Origin of the sequence: Streptomyces virginiae (assembly GCF_000720455.1) — a bacterium.
GTDB lineage: Bacteria > Actinomycetota > Actinomycetes > Streptomycetales > Streptomycetaceae > Streptomyces > Streptomyces virginiae.
Genome location: NZ_JOAK01000011.1, coordinates 46,142 through 64,775, shown reverse-complemented (window position 1 = coordinate 64,775; position 18,634 = coordinate 46,142). Strand labels below are relative to the sequence as shown.

Here is an 18,634-nt window from a genome sequence, read left to right as displayed (position 1 = left end):
CCCCTCGCAGCGGCGTCGCACCCGGCTACGACAGGGCGGCCGCCACCGAGGCGGCGAGGGCGGCCGCGTCCGCGGCGTCCAAGGGCTTGCCTTCCGCCGTGGTCACGTACAGGGTGTCCACCGCGTTCGCGCCCAGCGTGGAGACGTGGGCGCTGCGCACCCGGACGCCCGCCGACTCCAGGGCCCGCCCGATGCGGTGCAGCAGGCCCACGGCGTCGGGCGCGCGCACCTCCAGCACCGTGGCCAGCGAGGAGACGTCCGGGACCACCGTGACCCGGGGCGGCGGCGGGACGACCCCGCGCCGGCGCGGGTAGGCCGCCTCGCGGTCGGCCAGCTTCGCCGGAACGTCCAGCGAACCGTCCAGGGCGCGCACCAGGTCGGTGCGCAGCCGGGCGGCCTCGGGCAGCGACCCGTATTCGGCCGCCACCCGCCAGCGCAGGACCAGGACCTCCCCCAGCCGGTCCGGGAGCTCTACGGAGCGCAGGTCCGCCGCCCGTACGGTGAGCCGGTGCAGGGCCAGCACCCCGGCCGCCGCGGGCAGGACCCCCGGCTGGTCGGGCACCGCCACCACCAGCTCCACGCCGACCGCGTCCTCCTCCTGGCGGGCTTGGAGCGCCACGACCGGCTCGCGCGTGCGCAGCGCCTCCACCGCCAGGCGCTCTTGTTCGGCGCCCGGGATCTCCGGTTCCCGCTCGGCCGGGGCCGCGCCGCGCAGCACGGCGGCGACGCGCGCGACGAGGTCCGCCACGAGCGAGCCCCGCCAGGCGCTCCACGCGGCCGGCCCGGTGGCCAGGGCGTCCGCCTCGGTGAGGGCGTGCAGTATCTCCAGCGTGCCCACCGATCCGACGGCCTCGGCGACGGATCGGACGGTGGCCGGGTCGTCGAGGTCGCGCCGGGTCGCGGTGTCGATCAGCAGCAGGTGGTGCCGTACGAGGGACCCCAGCACGGCGACGTCCCGGGCGTCGAAGCCCACCCGTGCGGCGACGTCCCGGGCGATGGTCTCCCCGGCGACCGAGTGGTCGCCGGGCCAGCCCTTGCCGATGTCGTGCAGGAGCGCTGCCATCAGCAGCAGGTCGGGGCGGCCCACCCGGCGGGTGAGGGCCGCGGCCCGCACGGCCGTCTCGATCAGGTGCCGGTCCACGGTCCAGGTGTGGACGGGGTTGCGCTGGGGGCGGCAGCGCACCCGCTCCCAGTCGGGGAGCAGCCGGGTGATCAGCCCTTCCGCCTCCATGGCCTCCCAGACGGCCACCGTCGGCTCCCCCGCGCCCAGGAGCGTGAGCAGCTGCTCACGGGCCTCGGCGGGCCAGGGCACCGGCAGCGCCCTGCCCTGCTGGGCGAGCCGGCGTACGGCGTGCGGCGAGACGGGGAGTCCCGCCTGCGCGGCCGCCGCGGCCAGCCGCAGGGCCAGTACGGCATCGCGGTCCGGGCGGGCGGCCAGGGCCAGGACGGCCTCCCCGTCGGACTCCACCACGCCTTCGGCCAGGGGTGCCCGGGCGGCGGCGGTGGCGCCGCGGCCGCCCAGCAGTCCGCGCAGCCTGGGGCGGGCGGCGCGGGCCCGCAGCACCCGTCCGACCTCGCGCCAGGTCACGTCGCCGGCGTAGGCGACCACGCGCGCGGCTTCGTAGACCTCGCGCAGCAGGGCGTCGGCGTCGAGCAGCCCGAGCTGCGCCGCGACCTGGTCCTGTTCCTGCAGGGAGAGCCGGTCGGTGGCCCGGCCGGTGACCAGGTGGAGGGCGTCGCGCGCGTCCAGGAGCCGGCGCCTGGCTTCGGCGAGGCCTTCGCGCGGGGCGTCGGCGAGCCAGGACGCGGCGACCGCCCGCAGCGCGGTGGCGTCCCGGAGCCCGCCGCGGGCCTCCTTGAGGTCGGGTTCGAGCAGGAAGCGGAGCTCCCCGGCCCGCTCGGCCCGCTCGCGGCACAGGGAGTGCAGCTGCGGGAGCCGTTCGGGCGCCTGGTTGCGCCAGTCGGCCAGTACGGAGGTCCGCAGGCCCGCGAGGAGTCCGGCGTCGCCGGCGACCGTGCGGGCGTCCAGCAGGCCCAGGTGCACCTTGAGGTCCTCGGCGGCTGTCCTGCGGGCCTCGGCGGGGGTGCGTACCGAGTGGTCGAGGGCGAGGCCGAGGTCCCACACCGGGTACCAGAGACGGTCGGCGAGTGCGGCGAGCGCCTGCGGGCCGGCCTTGCCGTCGTGCAGCAGCAGGAGGTCGAGGTCGCTGCGCGGGGAGAGTTCGGCCCTGCCGTAGCCGCCCACGGCCACGAGGGTGGCGCCGCGGACGCCGGTCTCGCGTACGGCGGTGGCGAAGAGGGCGTTCAGCCAGTCGTCGGTCAGTCCGGCCAGGGCGGAACGCCGCGACGGCCCGGACCGCGACTCCTCCTGGAGGAGTCGCAGCCGGGCCGCGGCGTATCCGCTGGGTCCCGAGTCGGCCGTGTGGTCCGTGGTGTCTTCCGTGCTCGTCACCCAGCAGCTCCCGTCAGCCTCAGAGCGCGTCGGCGCCGCGCTCGCCGGTGCGGACCCGGACGACCGAGTCCACGGGGACGCTCCACACCTTGCCGTCGCCGATCTTGCCGGTGGCCGCCGCGCTCACGACGACCCGGATGAGCTCTTCGGCGTCGGAGTCCTCGACCAGTACCTCGATGCGGATCTTGGGGACGAGGTCGACCTGGTACTCGGCGCCCCGGTAGACCTCGGTGTGGCCGCGCTGGCGGCCGTAGCCGCTGGCCTCGCTGACCGTGAGGCCCTGCACTCCGAAGGCCTGGAGGGCCTCCTTGATCTCGTCCAGCTTGTGCGGCTTGACGATCGCGGTGATCAGCTTCATGCGTCAACCTTCTTGCTCGCGGCGGAGGGGAGGGGTGCGGTGGTGCTCCGCGCGGCGGCTCCGCCACCGGCGCCGCTGAAGTCGTAGGCGGTCTCGGCGTGTTCGCTCTGGTCGATGCCGGCCACCTCGACGTCTTCGGCGACGCGCATCCCGATCGTCTTGTCGAGGAGGAAGGCGAGCACCGCGGATGCCACCAGAGAGTAGGCGAGGACGGAGAAGACTCCGACGGCCTGCTTGCCGAGCTGCTCCAGGCCGCCGCCGTAGAAGAGGCCGGCCACGTCGGACTGGACCCCGCCGGTGGCGAAGAGGCCGACGAGCAGGGAGCCGGCGATGCCGCCGACGAGGTGGACGCCGACGACGTCGAGGGAGTCGTCGTAGCCGAACTTGTACTTGAGGCCGACCGCCATGGCGCACAGCACACCGGCGATGGCGCCGACGGCGATCGCGCCGAGCGGGCTGACCGCGCCGCCGGCGGGGGTGATGGCGACGAGGCCGGCGACCGCGCCGGAGGCGGCGCCGAGGGTGGTGAAGGAGCCGTGGCGCAGCTTCTCGTAGCCGAGCCAGGCCAGCATGGCGGCGGCGGTGGCGACCTGGGTGTTGACGAACATGACCGCGCCGACGCCGTCGTCGTTGCCGAGCCAGGAGCCCGCGTTGAATCCGAACCAGCCGAACCAGAGGAGACCGGCGCCCAGCATCACGAGGGGCAGGCTGTGCGGGCGCATCGGGTCCTTCTTGAAGCCGACGCGCTTGCCGATGACGAGGATCACGCCGAGGGCGGCGGCGCCGGCGTTGATGTGGACGGCGGTGCCGCCGGCGAAGTCGATGACGCCCAGCTCGAAGAGCCAGCCGCCGGCGCCCCAGACCCAGTGGGCGACGGGGAAGTAGACGACGGTGACCCACAGCGCGGTGAAGAGGACCCAGGCGCTGAACTTCACGCGGTCGGCGAGGGCGCCGCTGATCAGGGCCGGGGTGATGACGGCGAACATCAGCTGGAAGACGGCGAAGACGTAGACCGGGATGGTGTAGCCGTCCCAGAGCTCGGTGATGCCGATGCCGCTGAGGCCCACGTAGTCGGAGTTCCAGCCGATGAGGGAGCCGGAGTCGGTGCCGAAGGCGAGGCTGAAGCCGTAGAGGACCCAGAGGATCGTGACGATCCCGAGGCTGATGAAGCTCATCATCAGCATGTTGAGGCTGCTCTTGACGCGGACCATGCCTCCGTAGAAGAAGGCGAGTCCCGGGGTCATCAGCATGACCAGGGCGGAGCAGATGAGCATGAACCCGGTGTTCGCGGCAGACAGCGTCGGGGCGTCTGCAGCGAGGGTCGTGATGGCTGATGCCATCGGCGTCTCCTCGTCGTCGGTACGTTCGCGTGCGGGCGATCGTGAAAACCTGAGCGGCGGCAGAAGGAACTGGCCGGTTATTGGCCATGAGATTCGCGCAGGCCGGTTTCCGGCGGCACCGCCCGATGTTTCGCGCCCGTGACGAAGAGGTCTGTGCTGTTACGCAGCGATGAACACGGCAACCATCGATGGAGCAACCACGACGGCGAGCAGCCCCTCCGCGGGAGCGGCGCCGGTTCAGGGGCAAAGGGGGGTGACCGGCCGCGGCAGCACCCGGACGTCCTGGCTGGGGGAGCCTGATCGGGCTTCTCGGGGTGACTGCCGCGGCCGGGGCCTCGGGGACGGCCTCCAGGGCCGTCAGACGGCCTCCGCGGCTTCGGGGAGCCGGGAGGCGAGGTGGTCGGTGAGCCGGACCACCTCGGCGACGTCGCCGTATTCACGGGCGGCGCTGTCCACGGTCTTGCGCAGGCGGGTGTTCACCCGTTCGGAGCGCACCTTTCCCGCCACGTCGAGGGCCCGGTCGACGAGGGTGGCGGCCTGCTCGGGCTCGCGCTGGAGCAGGTGGACGGTGGCCATTCCGATGAGGTTGAGGGCGTAGGAGCGCTGGTGCTCCTGGTCCTTCTCGAAGAGTTCGACGGCCCGCTCCATGACGGGCTCGGCGAGGGAGGCGTACATGGGGCTGCGCCCGGCGACGTAGGCCAGGTCCCGGTACGAGTGGGAGTTCTCGCCGTTCAGCTCGGCCTCGGAGAAGAAGCGGATCCAGTCCGGCTCCGGCTCGTCGGCGAAGCCGACGTCGGAGAAGGTGTCCTCGGCCATCCGCACGGCCCGCTTGCAGCGGCTGGGCTGGCCCATGTTGGCGTAGGCGCGGGCCTCCATCGCATACAGCATGGCCTGGGTGCGCGGGCCGGCGCAGTCGCGGCTGCCGTACTGCGCGAGGTGGACGAGTTCCAGGGCGTCCTCCGGCCGGCCCAGGTGGATCATCTGGCGGCTCATGCCGGAGAGGATGTACGAGCCGAGCGGCTTGTCCCCGGCCTCCTTGGCGGCGTGCAGCGCGAGTACGAAGTACTTCTGCGCGGTGGGGTGCAGGCCGATGTCGTAGCTCATCCAGCCGGCCAGTTCGGCCAGTTCCGCGGCGACCTTGAAGAGCCGTTTCATGACGGGGGCGGGGTGGTTCTCCTGGAGCAGGTCGGTGACCTCGTGGAGCTGGCCCACGACGGCCTTGCGGCGCAGGCCTCCCCCGCACTGGGCGTCCCACTGGCGGAACATCACGGTGGTGGCGTCGAGGAGGTCGAGTTCCGGTTCGGAGAGCCGGGGCGGCCGGTGGCCGCCGAGGGCCCCCGTCGGCCCCGCCCCGCGCGGTCCCGGGTCGGCGGCCGGGGCCGGGACGAGCCAGCGCTGCATGGGCTCGATGAGGGCGGGGCCGGCGGAGAGCGCGAGGGAGGTCCCGAGGAAGCCGCGGCGGGCCAGCATCAGGTCGCTGCGGGAGAACTCGCCGAGGAGTTCGACGGTCTGCGGGCCGGCCCAGGGCAGGTCGACCCCGGAGACGGAGGGGGTCTGGTGGGCGGTGCGCAGGCCGAGCTGTTCGATGGCGACGACGGAGCCGAAGCGTTCGGAGAACAGCTCGGACAGGATCCGCGGAACGGGCTCGCGGGGCTGTTCGCCGTCCAGCCAGCGGCGCACCCGGGAGGTGTCGGTGCTGATGTGGTGGGCGCCCATCTGCCGGGCCCTGCGGTTGACCTGCCGGGCGAGTTCGCCCTTCGACCATCCGCTGCGGACGAACCACGAGGTCAGCTGGTCGTTGCGCGCAGCAGCATCCTCGATCGTTCCGCTTGCGCCGTTGCCGCTCACTGGAACGCCCCCATCCGCTCAGCCTCTTCCATACGAAACCCTGGCCGGTACGCCGAGCGTCACCACGGACCTTCACAGGTCCTTCACGCATTGCCTCCGGCATACCCACGCACGGGCCCGCCTCAGGGTTCGTGTACCGAAAGTAATCCTACGATCACCCCTGCGGCGAGGCCGTTTCCAGAAACGCCACCATTCGCCACCCCTTCGAATGAACTAGCCACCGGCCAGGCGCGATTCACTTGACACCAAGGTGAAACGGACCGGTTGGACTGGAGTGCGCTCGGGGCGCGCGCGGCGAGGAGTGCGCCGGGCAGCAGCGGCGGGCACTCCCCCGGCGGCCCCGCGGCGGGCAGCCGGGCGGCCCCGTCGGCGGCCTCCGCCGACGTCCTCACCGAGGCGTCGTAACCACCGGCGCGTCCGACCCGTTGGAGGGGGCATGGGCATGGGCATGGGCTTCACGATCGGCGGCAGCCGCGGTACCAGGGAGTTCCGTTCCGGCACCCGGCGCCGCGGCCGGACCTCGGAGTGCACGACGGTGGCGGAGTACACCGGGCTGTGGGGCTGGGACGTGGTCCCCGGGGCCCGCGCCGCGGCGCCCTCGCGCGACTGCTCCTGCGGAGACGCCCGGTGCGCCGCACCCGGAGCGCACCCCCTGGCCTTCGCCCCGACGGTCCCGGCCGGCGCCACCCTGGACGAGGTCACCGAGGCCTGGGGCCACTGTCCCGGCGCCGCGGTCCTGCTCCCGGTGGGCCGCGCCTTCGACGTCATCGAGGTCTCCGAGGAGGCCGGGCGGCGCGCCCTGGTGCGACTGGAGCGGATGGGGCTGCCGCTCGGCCCGGTCATCGTCACCGCGGACGGCCGGGCGCAGTTCTTCGTGGCTCCCGGCGCGGCGGCGGAGCTGCCGCAGCTGCTGTACCGGATGGGCTGGGACGACGCCGACCTGGACCTGCGCGCCCTGGGCCCGGGAACCTTCGTGACCGCCCCGCCCTCCGACCGCGGCGGGCTCGGCCAGGTCGGCTGGCTGCGGCCGCCCGCGCTCGACTCCGCCGGGGGCCCGCCGCAGGCCCGACTGCTGCTGGGCACCCTGGCCTACATCTGCCACCGTTTCCGCCGCTGAGCGGCGCACACACACCGGTGCCCCCGGCTTCCGGACGGAAGGCGGGGGCACCGGTGTGTGCGCGGGTGGTGCCGCTCAGTCGCCGATCAGGGCGTCCACGAACGCCTCGGGCTCGAACGGGGCCAGGTCGTCGGCGCCCTCGCCGAGACCCACGAGCTTGACCGGGACGCCCAGCTCGCGCTGGACGGCGACCACGATGCCGCCCTTGGCCGTGCCGTCGAGCTTGGTCAGCACGATGCCGGTGATGTCCACGACCTCGGCGAAGACGCGCGCCTGCGTCAGGCCGTTCTGCCCGGTGGTGGCGTCCAGGACCAGCAGGATCTCGTCCAGCGGGCCGTGCTTCTCGACGACGCGCTTGACCTTGCCGAGCTCGTCCATGAGGCCGGTCTTGGTGTGCAGGCGGCCGGCGGTGTCGATGAGCACGACGTCGGCGCCCTCGGCGATGCCCTCCTTGACCGCGTCGTAGGCGATCGAGGCCGGGTCGCCGCCCTCGGGGCCGCGCACGGTACGGGCGCCGACGCGCTCGCCCCAGGTCTGCAGCTGGTCGGCGGCGGCGGCGCGGAAGGTGTCGGCCGCGCCGAGCACCACGCTGCGGCCGTCGGCGACGAGCACCCGCGCCAGCTTGCCGGTGGTGGTGGTCTTGCCGGTGCCGTTGACGCCGACGACCATGATCACGCCGGGGGTGTCCTCGCCGCTCTCCGTCTTCACGGCGCGGTCGAGGTCGGTGCCGACCAGGGTCAGCAGCTCCTCCTTGAGCAGGGTGCGCAGCTCCGCCGGGGTGCGGGTGCCGAGGACCTTGACCCGCTCGCGGAGGCGCCCGACGAGCTCCTGGGTCGGCACGACGCCGACGTCGGCGATGAGGAGGGTCTCCTCGATCTCTTCCCAGGTGTCCTCGTCGAGGTGCTCGCGCGAGAGCAGCGTGAGCAGCCCCTTGCCGAGGGAGTTCTGCGACCGGGCGAGGCGGGCGCGCAGCCGGACCAGGCGGCCGGCGGTGGGCTCGGGCACCTCGATCTCGGGCGCGGCCGGAACCTCGGGCTCGACGACGACGGGCGCCGCGGCGGGAGCCTCGGCCTCCGGGAGTCCGACCTCCTCGATCGTGCGGCGCGGCTCTTCCGCCGTCTCTACGGCGTCCTCCCCCACCTGCGGCTCGGCAGGCGGGGCAGTGATGGTCGGCGTGCTCGGCGGTGCCGGGGGCGGCAGCTGCTTCTTCTTGCGGCTGCTGACCACGAGCCCGCTGATCGCACCGACCGCGACCAGGGCGATGACTACAGCAAGGATGAGGATGTCCATAACCCCACCAGTATCGGTTACGGCCACCTCGGAGCCGGGAACCCCGGCGTTCGGACCGGGACGTAAGCCTCTGTTTGTTGTTTTACCGGCACATCTACGATGATGGGCGACTTCCCCTCACACCTCCCAGGGAGCAGCCGCATGCCTGCCGAGCCCGCCGACGGCGCAGCCGAATCCGCGATAGAGACCCGCGGCCTGGAGCCCGTCCCGGACGGCGAGCGCGGCGGCCGGGTCCGCGAGCTCGTCCCCACCTGGGTCGCCGCCAACATCAGCGTGTTGCTGCTGACCATGGGCGCGGGCCTGGTGATCTTCAACGGGCTCAACATCTGGCAGGTGCTCGTCGTCGCGGCCGTCGCGCCGGTCGTCTCGTACGGGATCGTCGGCCTGATCTCGATCGCCGGCAAGCGCGGCGGATCCCCGGGCATGGCGCTCTCGCGGGCGGTGTTCGGGCAGCGCGGCAACCTCTTCCCGGGCGCTCTGATCTGGGTGGCCCGCTGGGGCTGGGAGACCATCAACGCGGTCAGCGGCGCCTATGCCGTGCTGACCGTGCTCGACCTGCTCTTCGGGGTCAGGAGCAGCACCCCCCTCATCGTGGTCACCCTGCTGTTCTTCGTGGGCTGCACCTTCGTGGTCTCGGGGCTCGGCATCAGCGCCCTGCGGGTGTGCTCCAAGTGGTCGACGTACCTCTTCGGAGCCTTCAGCGTGCTCGTCCTCGGCTACCTGCTCTTCACCACGGACTGGTCGGCCGTCTTCGGCAAGCCGGCCGGCTCCACCGCGATGATGGTCGCGGGCATCGGCACCATCGCGGCCGGCGGCATCAGCTGGGTGCCCTCGGGCCCCGACTTCACCCGCTACCTGCCGCGCACCGCCTCCTCCCGGGGCATGGTCGGCGCGACGATCGGCGGCGCCGGCATCGTGGTGCTCCCGATGGTCCTCATGGGCGCGGTGATGGCCGTCGGCACGCCGGACCTGGCCACCGCCCAGGACCCGGTGTCCTTCATCGGCGAGCTCCTGCCCACCTGGATCGCGGTCCCGTACCTGCTGATCGCGCTCGTCGGCATGCTGCTGATCAACTCGATGTCCATGTACTCGGCCGGCTTCACCGCGCAGACCCTCGGCATCAAGGTCCCGCGCGCCTGGGCGGTCAGTGTCAACGCGGCCATCAGCCTGGTCTTCGGCTTCCTGCTGATGGTGGTCGCGACCAGCTTCTTCGGCTCCTTCATCTCCTTCCTGACCCTGCTGGCCGTGGCGTTCTCGGCGTGGATCGGCGTGTTCGGCGTGGACATGCTGCGCCGTACGTCCTACGACGGGCCCGCTCTGCTGGACACCACGCGGACCAGCGCCTACTGGTACACGGGCGGATTCGCCTGGCAGGCCATGACGGCATGGGCGCTCGCCCTGGTGGTGGGCCTGCTCTTCACGAAGGTGGACTGGTTCAGCGGGCCGCTCGCCGGCAGCTGGATCGGGCAGAACGGTCTCGGCTGGGTGGCCGGCATCGTGACCTCCGGCGCGCTGTACGCCGCACTGCCGCGCACGGCGCCCTCCGGGCCGACGCCGGAGCCGGAGCGGGAGCCCGAGCTCGCCGGATCCCTGTCCAACTGACGCCACGTCAGCTAACGTCCCCCTTCGCCAGCGCACCCCATCCGGCGAAGGGGGACTTCTCCATGCCCATCACCGTGGCCCGGTTCAATCTCGTCGACCCCGGCGGCACCCCCGAGTCCCTCTCCGCCCGCTACAAGGCGGCGCTGGAGATGGCGCGCTACGCGGACGACCGGGGGATCGACACCGTCCAGACCGAGGAGCACCACGGCACGGACAACAACTGGCTGCCCTCCCCCTTCGCCTTCGCCGGCGCGGTCTTCGGCGCGACACGCCGGATCGCCGTCACCGTCTCGGCGATCATCGGTCCGCTGTACGACCCGCTGAAGGCCGCCGAGGACATCGCCGTCCTCGACCTGCTGAGCGGCGGCCGCCTGGTCACGGTCGCGGGGATCGGCTACCGGCCCGAGGAGTACGAGCAGCACGGCGTGGAGTGGGGCCGGCGCGGCAAGCTCCAGGACGAGCTGCTGGAGACCCTGCTGAAGGCGTGGACCGGGGAGCCCTTCGAGTTCCGCGGCCGCACGGTACGGGTCACGCCGACGCCCTTCACCCGGCCGCACCCGCTGCTGCTGGTGGGCGGCAGCTCGGAGGCGGCCGCGCGCCGCGCCGCCCGGCTCGGGCTGCCCTTCTTCCCCAGCGCGCACCTGCCGGAGCTGGAGGCCTACTACACGGCGCGGCTGGCGGAGTACGGCACGGAGGGCTTCTGCATGATGCCCGCGGCGGAGACCCCGCTGCTGCACATCGCGGAGGACCCGGACCGGGTCTGGGCGCAGTACGGGCAGCACTTCCTGCACGAGGCGGGGATGTACGCGTCCTGGCAGTCCAAGGACATCCGCAGCGCCGTACGGTCGTCGGCGCGCTCGGTGGCGGAGCTGCGCGCGGAGGGCGTCTACCGGGTGCTCACGCCGGACGAGGCGGTGGCGTACGGCCGGGGCGCGGGCGAGGCCGGGAACCTGGTGCTGCACCCGCTGTGCGGCGGGATGCCGCTGGACGAGGGCTGGCGCAGCCTGCACCTGCTGTGCGAACAGGTACTGCCCCGGCTCAAGGGCTGAGCCGGGGCAGTACCGAGGAGAGGGGGTGGTGGCGGGGATGGTTACCCCATCTCCTCCAGCGCCTTGCCCTTGGTCTCCGGCACCCACTTGAGGACGAACGGGATCGAGAGCAGTGCGAAGACGGTGTAGATCACATAGGCACCGGACAGGCTCCAGTCCGAGAGGGACGGGAACGAGACGGTGATGACCCAGTTGGCGATCCACTGGGCCGAGGCGGCGACGCCGAGCGCCGCGGCACGGATGCGGTTGGGGAACATCTCGCCGAGCAGCACCCAGACCACCACGCCCCAGGACAGGGCGAAGAAGAGCACGAAGGTGTGCGCGGAGACCAGGGCCACCGTGGCCTGGGCGTCGGGCATGGTGATGTCGTCGCCGGTGCCGGACGTGAAGGAGAACGCCCACGCGCACAGTCCGAGGGAGACGGCCATGCCCGCCGAGCCGATGAGGGCGAGCGGCTTGCGGCCGATCCGGTCGACGAAGATCATCGCGATCACCGTGCCGACGATGTTGATGATCGACGTGGTGAAGGAGTAGAGGAACGAGCTGCTCGGGTCGATGCCGACGGACTGCCACAGCGAGGAGCTGTAGTAGAAGATCACGTTGATGCCGACGAGCTGCTGGAAGACCGAGAGGCCGATGCCGATCCAGACGATGGGCAGGAAGCCGAAGCGGCCGCCGAGCAGGTCCTTGAAGGTGGACTTGTGCTCGGAGTGCATCGCGTGCTCGATCTCGTGGACGCGCCCGTCGAGGTCGATCTTGGAACCCTCGACCTCGGCCAGCACCTTCTTGGCCTCGTCGGTGCGGCCGACGGAGACCAGGAAGCGCGGGGACTCCGGGATGACGAAGGACAGCAGCCCGTAGAGCACGGCCGGGACGACCATGACGCCCAGCATCCACTGCCAGGCCTCCAGGCCGCCGATCTCGCCGCGCTGGTCGCCGTCGGCGAGGTTGAGGATGCCCCAGTTGACGAGCTGGGAGACGGCGATGCCGATGACGATGGCGGCCTGCTGGAAGGAGGCGAGCCGGCCGCGGTAGGCGGGCGGGGACACCTCGGCGATGTAGGCGGGGCCGATGACGGAGGCCATGCCGATGCCGAAGCCGCCGATCACGCGCCACATGGCGAGGTCCCAGAGGGCGAACGGCAGGGCCGAACCGATGGCGCTGGCGGTGAAGAGGACGGCAGCGATCTGCATGCAGCGGATTCGGCCGATCCGGTCGGCGAGCCGGCCCGCGGTGGCGGCACCGATGGCGCAGCCGATCAGCGCGGCGGCGATCACCTGGGCGAGCGCCTCCGAGCCGACGTCGAACCGCTCGCGGATCGCGACGACGGCGCCGTTGATGACGGAGCTGTCGTACCCGAAGAGGAAGCCGCCCATGGCAGCGGCCGCGGTGATGAAGATGACGTGGCCGAGGTGGTCGGGATGGGGCGAGGCTCCGCCGCCGGGCGCCGAGGCCCGCGATGTGCTGCTGGTCAAGGTGTGCTCCGTGGGGGTTTCGTCCGTCTTCACAGTGGCGCACAGTTCAAGATCGGGCACCACTCGAAGCCGGGAGACAGCGGAGCGAGCCTATGCGTTCAGTTCCTGAAGTCAAGACCTGATGCTAAGTTCACATACCGCAGAGACTGGCACCCTTGAATTCACTTCTTGAATTTATGCGGCTCAGCGGAGACGTTGGCTGATGACCTTCGATACCCCGTCGCCCTGCATGGAAACGCCATAGAGGGCGTCCGCGACCTCCATGGTCCGCTTCTGATGGGTGATCACGATCAGCTGAGAGCTCTCCTGGAGCTCCTCCATGATCCGGATCAGCCGCTGCAGGTTGGTGTCGTCGAGCGCGGCCTCGACCTCGTCCATCACGTAGAACGGGCTGGGGCGCGCCTTGAAGATGGACACCAGCATGGCCACGGCGGTCAGCGAGCGCTCGCCGCCCGAGAGCAGCGACAGCCGCTTGACCTTCTTGCCCGGCGGGCGGGCTTCGACGTCGACGCCCGTGGTCAGCATGTTGTCCGGGTCGGTCAGGATCAGCCGGCCCTCGCCGCCGGGGAACAGGCGTGAGAAGACGCCCTCGAACTCCCGGGCCGTGTCCCGGTACGCCTCGGTGAACACCTGCTCGACGCGCTCGTCGACCTCCTTCACCACTTGAAGGAGATCGGCCCGGGTCTTCCGGAGATCCTCCAGCTGCTCGCTGAGGAACTTGTGGCGCTCTTCGAGGGCCGCGAACTCCTCCAGGGCGAGCGGATTGACCTTGCCGAGCTGCTGGTAGGCCCGTTCGGCCGCCTTGAACCGCTTCTCCTGCTGCGCCCGTACGAAGGGGCCGGGCCGGTTGCGCGGGTGCTCGGGGTCCTGCGGCAGCTCCTCGCCGTCGGCCGGCGGGGACGGCGGCACCGGCTGGTCCGGGCCGTACTCGGCGACCAGCGCGCCCGGCTCCATGCCGAACTCCTCCAGGGCCCTGGCCTCCAGGGCCTCGATGCGCAGCCGCTGTTCGGCGCCGAGCACCTCGCCGCGGTGGACGGAGTCGGTGAGCTTGTCGAGCTCCCCCTTCAGGTCGCGGCCGCTGTTGCGGGCGTCGGCGAGCTCGCGTTCGCGCAGGCCCTTGGCCCGTTCGGCCAGGGCGCGCTCCTCGTCGGCCCGGAGGAGGGAGACCTCCACGTGCGCGAGGAGCTGGCGGGACCCGCCGGCCACCGCGCGGGCCACGTCCGCCTCGTGGCGCCTACGCGTCCGGCGGCGCTCTGCGCGGGCGCGGGCCTCGCGTTCCGCCCGGGCCGCCCGGTCGAGGGAATCCGCTCGTCCGGCCAGCCCCTTGACCCGCTCCTCGTGGGTCCGCAGCTGGAGCCGGGCCTCCATCTCGGTCTGGCGGGCGTTGGCCCCGTCGGCCGCGAGCCGGTCGCGGCGGGAGCTGTCCGGCTCCTCCTCCACCGGCATCTCCTCGGCGGTGGCGAGCCGCTCCGCGCACTCCTCGACCTCGGCCAGCGCCTGCTCCAGGGCGTCCTGGGCCTTGGCCGCGGCGGTGGCGGCGCGCTCTGCCTCACCGGCGGCCCCCTTCGCCTGCCCGGCGAGCCGGCCGAGCTGCTGGGCGACCCCGGCCCGGGCCTGCTCCGCGGCGCGCCGCCGCTCGGCGAGGTCCTCCACCAGGGCGGTCGCGTCCTGTCGGCGGGCCTGTGCGGTCCCCTGCGCCTGTTCGAGCTCCTCGCACCGCACGCCCAGCCGGGTCAGCTCCGCCGCGGCCTCGTCGACGGCGGCCTGCACCTCGATCAGGCTGGGCGCCCCGGCGGATCCGCCGTGCGCGAGGTGGGCGCCGAGGACGTCGCCCTCGACGGTCACGGCCACGGCGTCGGGGCGCCGCGCGACGAGCGCCTCGGCCTCTTCGAGCGTGCCGACGGCCACGTGGTCGCGCAGCACCCACGCCAGGGCCCGCAGCACCTCGCCGTCCCCGGCCAGCAGCGCGACGACGGGTACGGGCAGAACCGCCCCGTCCGTGCGCTGTTCCCCGAGCGCCACACCCCGGCCGGGCAGGGCCGGCGGGCCGGCGTCCACTCCCGATACGGCCGCCGACGCAGCCCGCACGCCCGCGCCCGGCCGAACCGCGTCCGCCGGAGCGCTGCCTGGCCCGGCATCCTGACTCGGCACGCACGCGTCGGTACCCCCGTTCGGGGGAACAGGGGCGGGCGGTGGCCCGGAGGCCTGGCCCGGCAGGGCGGCGGCGACGGACGGGTCCGCCACCCCGTCCGGGAGGACGGGCGGCGGGGTGATCAGGAGCGTGGCCCGGCCCGCGTCCGCTCCGCGCAGGTGACGGATGGCCCCGGCCGCCGCCGACGGGGAGGCCACCGCCAGCGCGTCCGCCGCCGCGCCCAGCGCGGCGGCCACGGCGGCTTCGTACCCGGGGGTCACCGACAGCCGTTCCGCCGCCGGTCCGAGCACACCGGCCAGCCGTTCGCGGGCCGCGAGCAGCGCCCCCGTACCGTCCTTGCGGCGCAGCCCCAGCGCCAGCGCGTCCCGGCGGGCCGACACCGCCGCCCGCGCGCGCTCCGCCGCCGCCAGCGCCTCCCGGGCGGCCCCGAGAGCGGCCTCGGCCTCCTTCAGCTCCGCCCGCGCGGCCTCGTGGTCCGACTCCGCCGACGGGTCGTCGAGCCCGCCGACCTCCTCCGCCAGCGCCTCGTACTCGGCCTGCGCGGTCTCGGCCCGGGTCCGTGCCTCGTCCCGGGCCAGCGCCAGCCGGTCGATCTCCGCCTGGGCCGCCCCGGCGCGCGAGCGGGCCGCGCCGAGCCGCCCGGTCAGCCGGGCCAGTCCCTCGCGCCGGTCGGCGATGGCCCGCGCGGCGTCCCGCAGCCGGCGTTCCTCCTCGGCCAGTTCCCGCTCCAGCTCCGCGCGGTGCCCTGTGGTGTCCTCCAGGGCCCGGGAGGCCGCCTCCAGGGCGGCCGTCAGCTCCGCCTCCTGCTCGCGGATCCGCTCGGCCTCCCGCTCCATGTCCTCGGGGTCGCGGCCCCTGCGCTCCTCCTCGACGGGGGCGGTCGCGCTCTTGACCCGCGCGTCCGCCAGGGACGCGGTGCCCCGTACCCGCTCGGCGAGCTGCGACAGCTCGTACCAGGTCTGCTGCGCCCGCCGCAGCCGCGGCGCGAGTTCCCGTACCGCTTCCTCCAGCTCGGCCTCGCGCCGCAGCGCGCCGGCGAGCTGGGCCTCGGCGGCCTCCTTGCGTTCCTTCAGCGCGGCCTCGTCGGCGATCTCCGCGTCGAGCGCGCGCCGCAGGGCGACCAGGTCGTCGGCGAGCAGGCGCAGCCGGGCGTCGCGCAGGTCGGCCTGGATCACGGCCGCCCGCCGGGCGACCGCGGCCTGCCGGCCCAGGGGCTTGAGCTGCCGGCGAAGTTCGTCGCCGAGGTCCTGTACGCGAGCGAGGTTGGCCTGCATCGCGTCGAGCTTCCGCAGCGCCTTCTCCTTGCGCTTGCGGTGCTTCAGGACGCCGGCCGCCTCCTCGATGAAGGCGCGGCGGCCCATGGGGTCGGCGTGCAGGACGGAGTCCAGCTGGCCCTGCCCGACGATGACGTGCATCTCGCGGCCGATGCCGGAGTCGGAGAGCAGTTCCTGGATGTCGAGCAGCCGGCAGGTGTCACCGTTGATCTGGTACTCGCTGCTGCCGCCGCGGAACATGATCCGGGTGATGGTGACTTCTGCGTAGTCGATGGGCAGCGCGCCGTCGGAGTTGTCGATCGTCAGGGAGACCTCGGCGCGCCCGAGCGGCGGGCGTCCGGTGGTCCCGGCGAAGATGACGTCCTCCATCTTCCCGCCGCGCAGGGACTTGGCCCCTTGTTCGCCCATGACCCAGGACAGCGCGTCGACGACGTTGGACTTGCCCGAGCCGTTCGGACCCACGACGCAGGTGATGCCGGGTTCGAAGCGCAGGGTGGTGGCGGAGGCGAAGGATTTGAAGCCACGCAGGGTCAGGGACTTGAGGTGCACGCCGCCGGACTCTACCTTTCACGTTCGGTTTCACCCATGAAGGTGCAGGGCACGACTGACGTCAAAGGCATCAGGCCCCCCGCCTGGCCCTGTGGTCCCTGATGCGGAGTCCAAAGAAAGAAGGGACGCCGGAGCGTCCCTTGCAGATCATGCGGGCTGGATACGAGCGACGAGTGAGCGCGGATCAGGTGAGCGCAGGCTCCGCCTGGGGTACGTCGATGTCGATGCTGTCCAGCAGCGAGTCTCCGTCGTGCTGAGCGGCGGCCGCGTTCAGCGCGTCATTTTCGGACTGAATCCGTACGAGCTCGGACTCGAGGTCCTGGACGCGCTGCTGAAGCCGTCGCATCTCGGCGAGGAGTCGCGGGTCGGAACCGCCGACGTAACCGAGAAGCGCCTTTGCCATGATGGATGGTCCTCCACACTGAGTGACCGACCGAAGCGGTGTGGGTCGTGAGGGAATCGCACCCGCGGATGTCCGGCAGCGACTGTCAGTCACTGCGCTTACTACTGCCAGCACTGCCAAACAGCTCAGGTGCGCGGGGCTTCCAGCGTCTCACCAAAAAGTTTGACGGTCAACACGATCACGCCCCGTATCGGCGGGCACCCCGGCCCCCGCGGGGGGCGTGGAGATCATCCTCATCTCCGAGCCTTCCACGGATCGTCCGCGTCGGCAACGCCTCGGCGACGAATGCCCAGTTCCGACCGGGTCCGGGCGATCAGAGATGTGATGAGTCCATGATCAGTCGATCGCTCACCGCATCCCGAATCCCTCGTAGCCACCGCGCGGTGTGCCCCAGATCTCTGTCACCCCGTCCACCCGGCCGGGCGTGTCGGCGGACCGCAGCCAGTCGAGCAGCCGGTGGCAATTCTCACGTTGACCTTCGGCGACCACCTGCACTCGCCCGTCGTCGAGGTTGAGCGCGAAGCCGACCACCCCGCCGATCTCCAAGGCGTTCTCCCTGGTGAACCAGCGGAAGCCCACTCCCTGCACACGGCCGCGCACCCACGCGGTCAGACGGACGTCTTCATTCATGCGTGAACGCTAACCGGGCGGCCACTTTCCGGTCACATCGCCCCCAGGGCCCCATGGCGTACAGTCGCGCACCAATGAACTCACCCATTTGGGTGGGTTAGGGATGATCTTGATCCGGCCAGGAAGGCACGACACCGATGGGACGTCACCGGCTCCCCGCCCCGCCGCGCCGCGGCGGCCCGCACGGCACCGCCCTGCGCACCGGCCTGCTCGGGGTCTCGGTGGCCGTCGCCCTCGGCACCGCGGCCGTCACCACCGGCATGGTGCCGGTCGGCGGCTCGTTCCCCTATGTGGGCGTCAGCGCCACGGACACCACCGCCGCCAAGGCCGGGGCCGGGGCCACGCCCGGCCCGGACGATTCCGTCCTCCAGAAGCAGGGCGGACTCGCGAGCCTCTCCGGCCGCGGTGCCGTGACGCCGACCGCCTCCGCGCCCGCGCCGGCCTCGCCGACCCCGTCGGCCACGCCCACCCCGTCGGCTACGCCGACCCCGTCCGCCTCGCCGACCCCGTCGGCCTCGCCCACCCCGACGGCTCCGCCCGCCCCCTCCGCGCCGCCCGCACGGCCGAAGGCGTCGCCGAGCACCGAGCGCCCGGCGCCGGCCGCACCCGCCCCCTCCACCGAGGCCCCGGAGAAGACCCAGGCCCCGGCCCCGACCACACCGGCCCCGACCGCCGCCGCGACCCGGCCGAGCCTGGACGGCCACTCCTCGGAGGAGGCCGCCGTGGTCACCCTGGTGAACCAGGAGCGTGCCCAGGCGGGCTGCGGTCCGGTCCGCGCCAACCCGCCGCTCGCCGCCCTGGCCGGCGCCTTCAGCAAGGACATGGCCACCCGCGGCTTCTTCGGCCACGACGACCCCGACGGCAACACACCCTGGGACCGCGCCGCCAAGGCCGGCCTCTCGGGCCTCGGCGCCGAGAACATAGCCCGTGGCCAGGGCGACGCCGAGTCGGTGATGAAGGCCTGGATGAACAGCCCCGGCCACAAGGCGAACATCCTCAACTGCGAGTTCCGCACGCTGGGCGTCGGCGCCCACTTCGCCGCCGGCGGCCCCTGGTGGACCCAGGACTTCGGCTTCTGACGTCACCGCCCCCGCG

At 72.7% G+C, this 18,634-nt stretch carries 14 protein-coding genes; 5 read left to right on the top strand and 9 right to left on the bottom strand.

The window, feature by feature from the left end; genetic code table 11:
- Positions 1 to 25: 25 nt before the first annotated feature.
- From IG86_RS0118400 to nsdA, 4 genes are all read right to left on the bottom strand, one after another.
- Positions 26 to 2,452: a [protein-PII] uridylyltransferase gene (locus tag IG86_RS0118400; RefSeq protein ID WP_030823727.1), complete on the bottom strand. Its 2,427-nt coding sequence runs from the start codon at positions 2,450 to 2,452 to the stop codon at positions 26 to 28.
- Positions 2,453 to 2,471: 19 nt separating this feature from the next.
- Positions 2,472 to 2,810 carry a P-II family nitrogen regulator gene (locus IG86_RS0118395; protein WP_030823724.1) on the bottom strand — a complete coding sequence of 113 codons (339 nt, stop codon included), beginning with the start codon at positions 2,808 to 2,810 and terminating at the stop codon, positions 2,472 to 2,474.
- A complete protein-coding gene (locus tag IG86_RS0118390; protein ID WP_030823721.1) occupies positions 2,807 to 4,150 on the bottom strand; it encodes an ammonium transporter in 1,344 nt (447 codons plus the stop codon). The genes IG86_RS0118395 and IG86_RS0118390 overlap by 4 nt, the downstream gene beginning before the upstream one ends.
- Positions 4,151 to 4,507: 357 nt before the next feature.
- The gene (nsdA, locus tag IG86_RS0118385) at positions 4,508 to 5,998 is read right to left on the bottom strand and encodes a transcriptional repressor NsdA (protein WP_030823718.1); all 1,491 of its coding nucleotides are present in this window, start codon (positions 5,996 to 5,998) and stop codon (positions 4,508 to 4,510) included.
- A 264-nt stretch (positions 5,999 to 6,262) separates the two neighbouring features.
- On the opposite strand from nsdA, the gene IG86_RS43005 reads away from it, so the two are divergent.
- Together IG86_RS43005 and IG86_RS0118380 are read left to right on the top strand one after the other, a co-directional pair.
- Positions 6,263 to 6,403, top strand: a complete 141-nt coding sequence (locus tag IG86_RS43005; RefSeq protein WP_157854848.1) for a hypothetical protein — start codon at positions 6,263 to 6,265, stop codon at positions 6,401 to 6,403.
- Between the two features lie 43 nt (positions 6,404 to 6,446).
- The gene (locus IG86_RS0118380) at positions 6,447 to 7,115 is read left to right on the top strand and encodes a bifunctional DNA primase/polymerase (RefSeq protein WP_030898058.1); all 669 of its coding nucleotides are present in this window, start codon (positions 6,447 to 6,449) and stop codon (positions 7,113 to 7,115) included.
- 75 nt (positions 7,116 to 7,190) lie between these two features.
- On the opposite strand, the gene ftsY is transcribed toward IG86_RS0118380, so the two are convergent.
- Positions 7,191 to 8,405 carry a signal recognition particle-docking protein FtsY gene (ftsY, locus tag IG86_RS0118375; protein ID WP_030898056.1) on the bottom strand — a complete coding sequence of 405 codons (1,215 nt, stop codon included), beginning with the start codon at positions 8,403 to 8,405 and terminating at the stop codon, positions 7,191 to 7,193.
- Between the two features lie 141 nt (positions 8,406 to 8,546).
- On the opposite strand from ftsY, the gene IG86_RS0118370 reads away from it, so the two are divergent.
- Together IG86_RS0118370 and IG86_RS0118365 are read left to right on the top strand one after the other, a co-directional pair.
- Positions 8,547 to 10,007 carry a purine-cytosine permease family protein gene (locus IG86_RS0118370; RefSeq protein ID WP_030898053.1) on the top strand — a complete coding sequence of 487 codons (1,461 nt, stop codon included), beginning with the start codon at positions 8,547 to 8,549 and terminating at the stop codon, positions 10,005 to 10,007.
- 62 nt (positions 10,008 to 10,069) lie between these two features.
- Positions 10,070 to 11,056, top strand: coding sequence for an LLM class flavin-dependent oxidoreductase (locus tag IG86_RS0118365; RefSeq protein WP_030898050.1), 987 nt, complete (start codon positions 10,070 to 10,072; stop codon positions 11,054 to 11,056).
- Positions 11,057 to 11,097: 41 nt separating this feature from the next.
- On the opposite strand, the gene IG86_RS0118360 is transcribed toward IG86_RS0118365, so the two are convergent.
- From IG86_RS0118360 to IG86_RS0118345, 4 genes are all read right to left on the bottom strand, one after another.
- Positions 11,098 to 12,531 (bottom strand): sugar porter family MFS transporter, encoded by a 1,434-nt coding sequence (locus IG86_RS0118360; RefSeq protein ID WP_030823703.1) that lies wholly within the window; start codon positions 12,529 to 12,531, stop codon positions 11,098 to 11,100.
- A 183-nt stretch (positions 12,532 to 12,714) separates the two neighbouring features.
- Positions 12,715 to 16,506, bottom strand: a complete 3,792-nt coding sequence (locus IG86_RS0118355; RefSeq protein ID WP_030898047.1) for an AAA family ATPase — start codon at positions 16,504 to 16,506, stop codon at positions 12,715 to 12,717.
- 184 nt (positions 16,507 to 16,690) lie between these two features.
- Positions 16,691 to 16,909 carry a hypothetical protein gene (locus tag IG86_RS0118350; protein WP_030032603.1) on the bottom strand — a complete coding sequence of 73 codons (219 nt, stop codon included), beginning with the start codon at positions 16,907 to 16,909 and terminating at the stop codon, positions 16,691 to 16,693.
- 348 nt (positions 16,910 to 17,257) lie between these two features.
- Positions 17,258 to 17,539 (bottom strand): acylphosphatase, encoded by a 282-nt coding sequence (locus IG86_RS0118345; RefSeq protein WP_030032600.1) that lies wholly within the window; start codon positions 17,537 to 17,539, stop codon positions 17,258 to 17,260.
- 137 nt (positions 17,540 to 17,676) lie between these two features.
- On the opposite strand from IG86_RS0118345, the gene IG86_RS45060 reads away from it, so the two are divergent.
- Entirely contained in the window at positions 17,677 to 18,618 is a 942-nt protein-coding gene (locus IG86_RS45060) for a CAP domain-containing protein (RefSeq protein WP_051785268.1), read from the top strand.
- Positions 18,619 to 18,634: the final 16 nt, after the last annotated feature.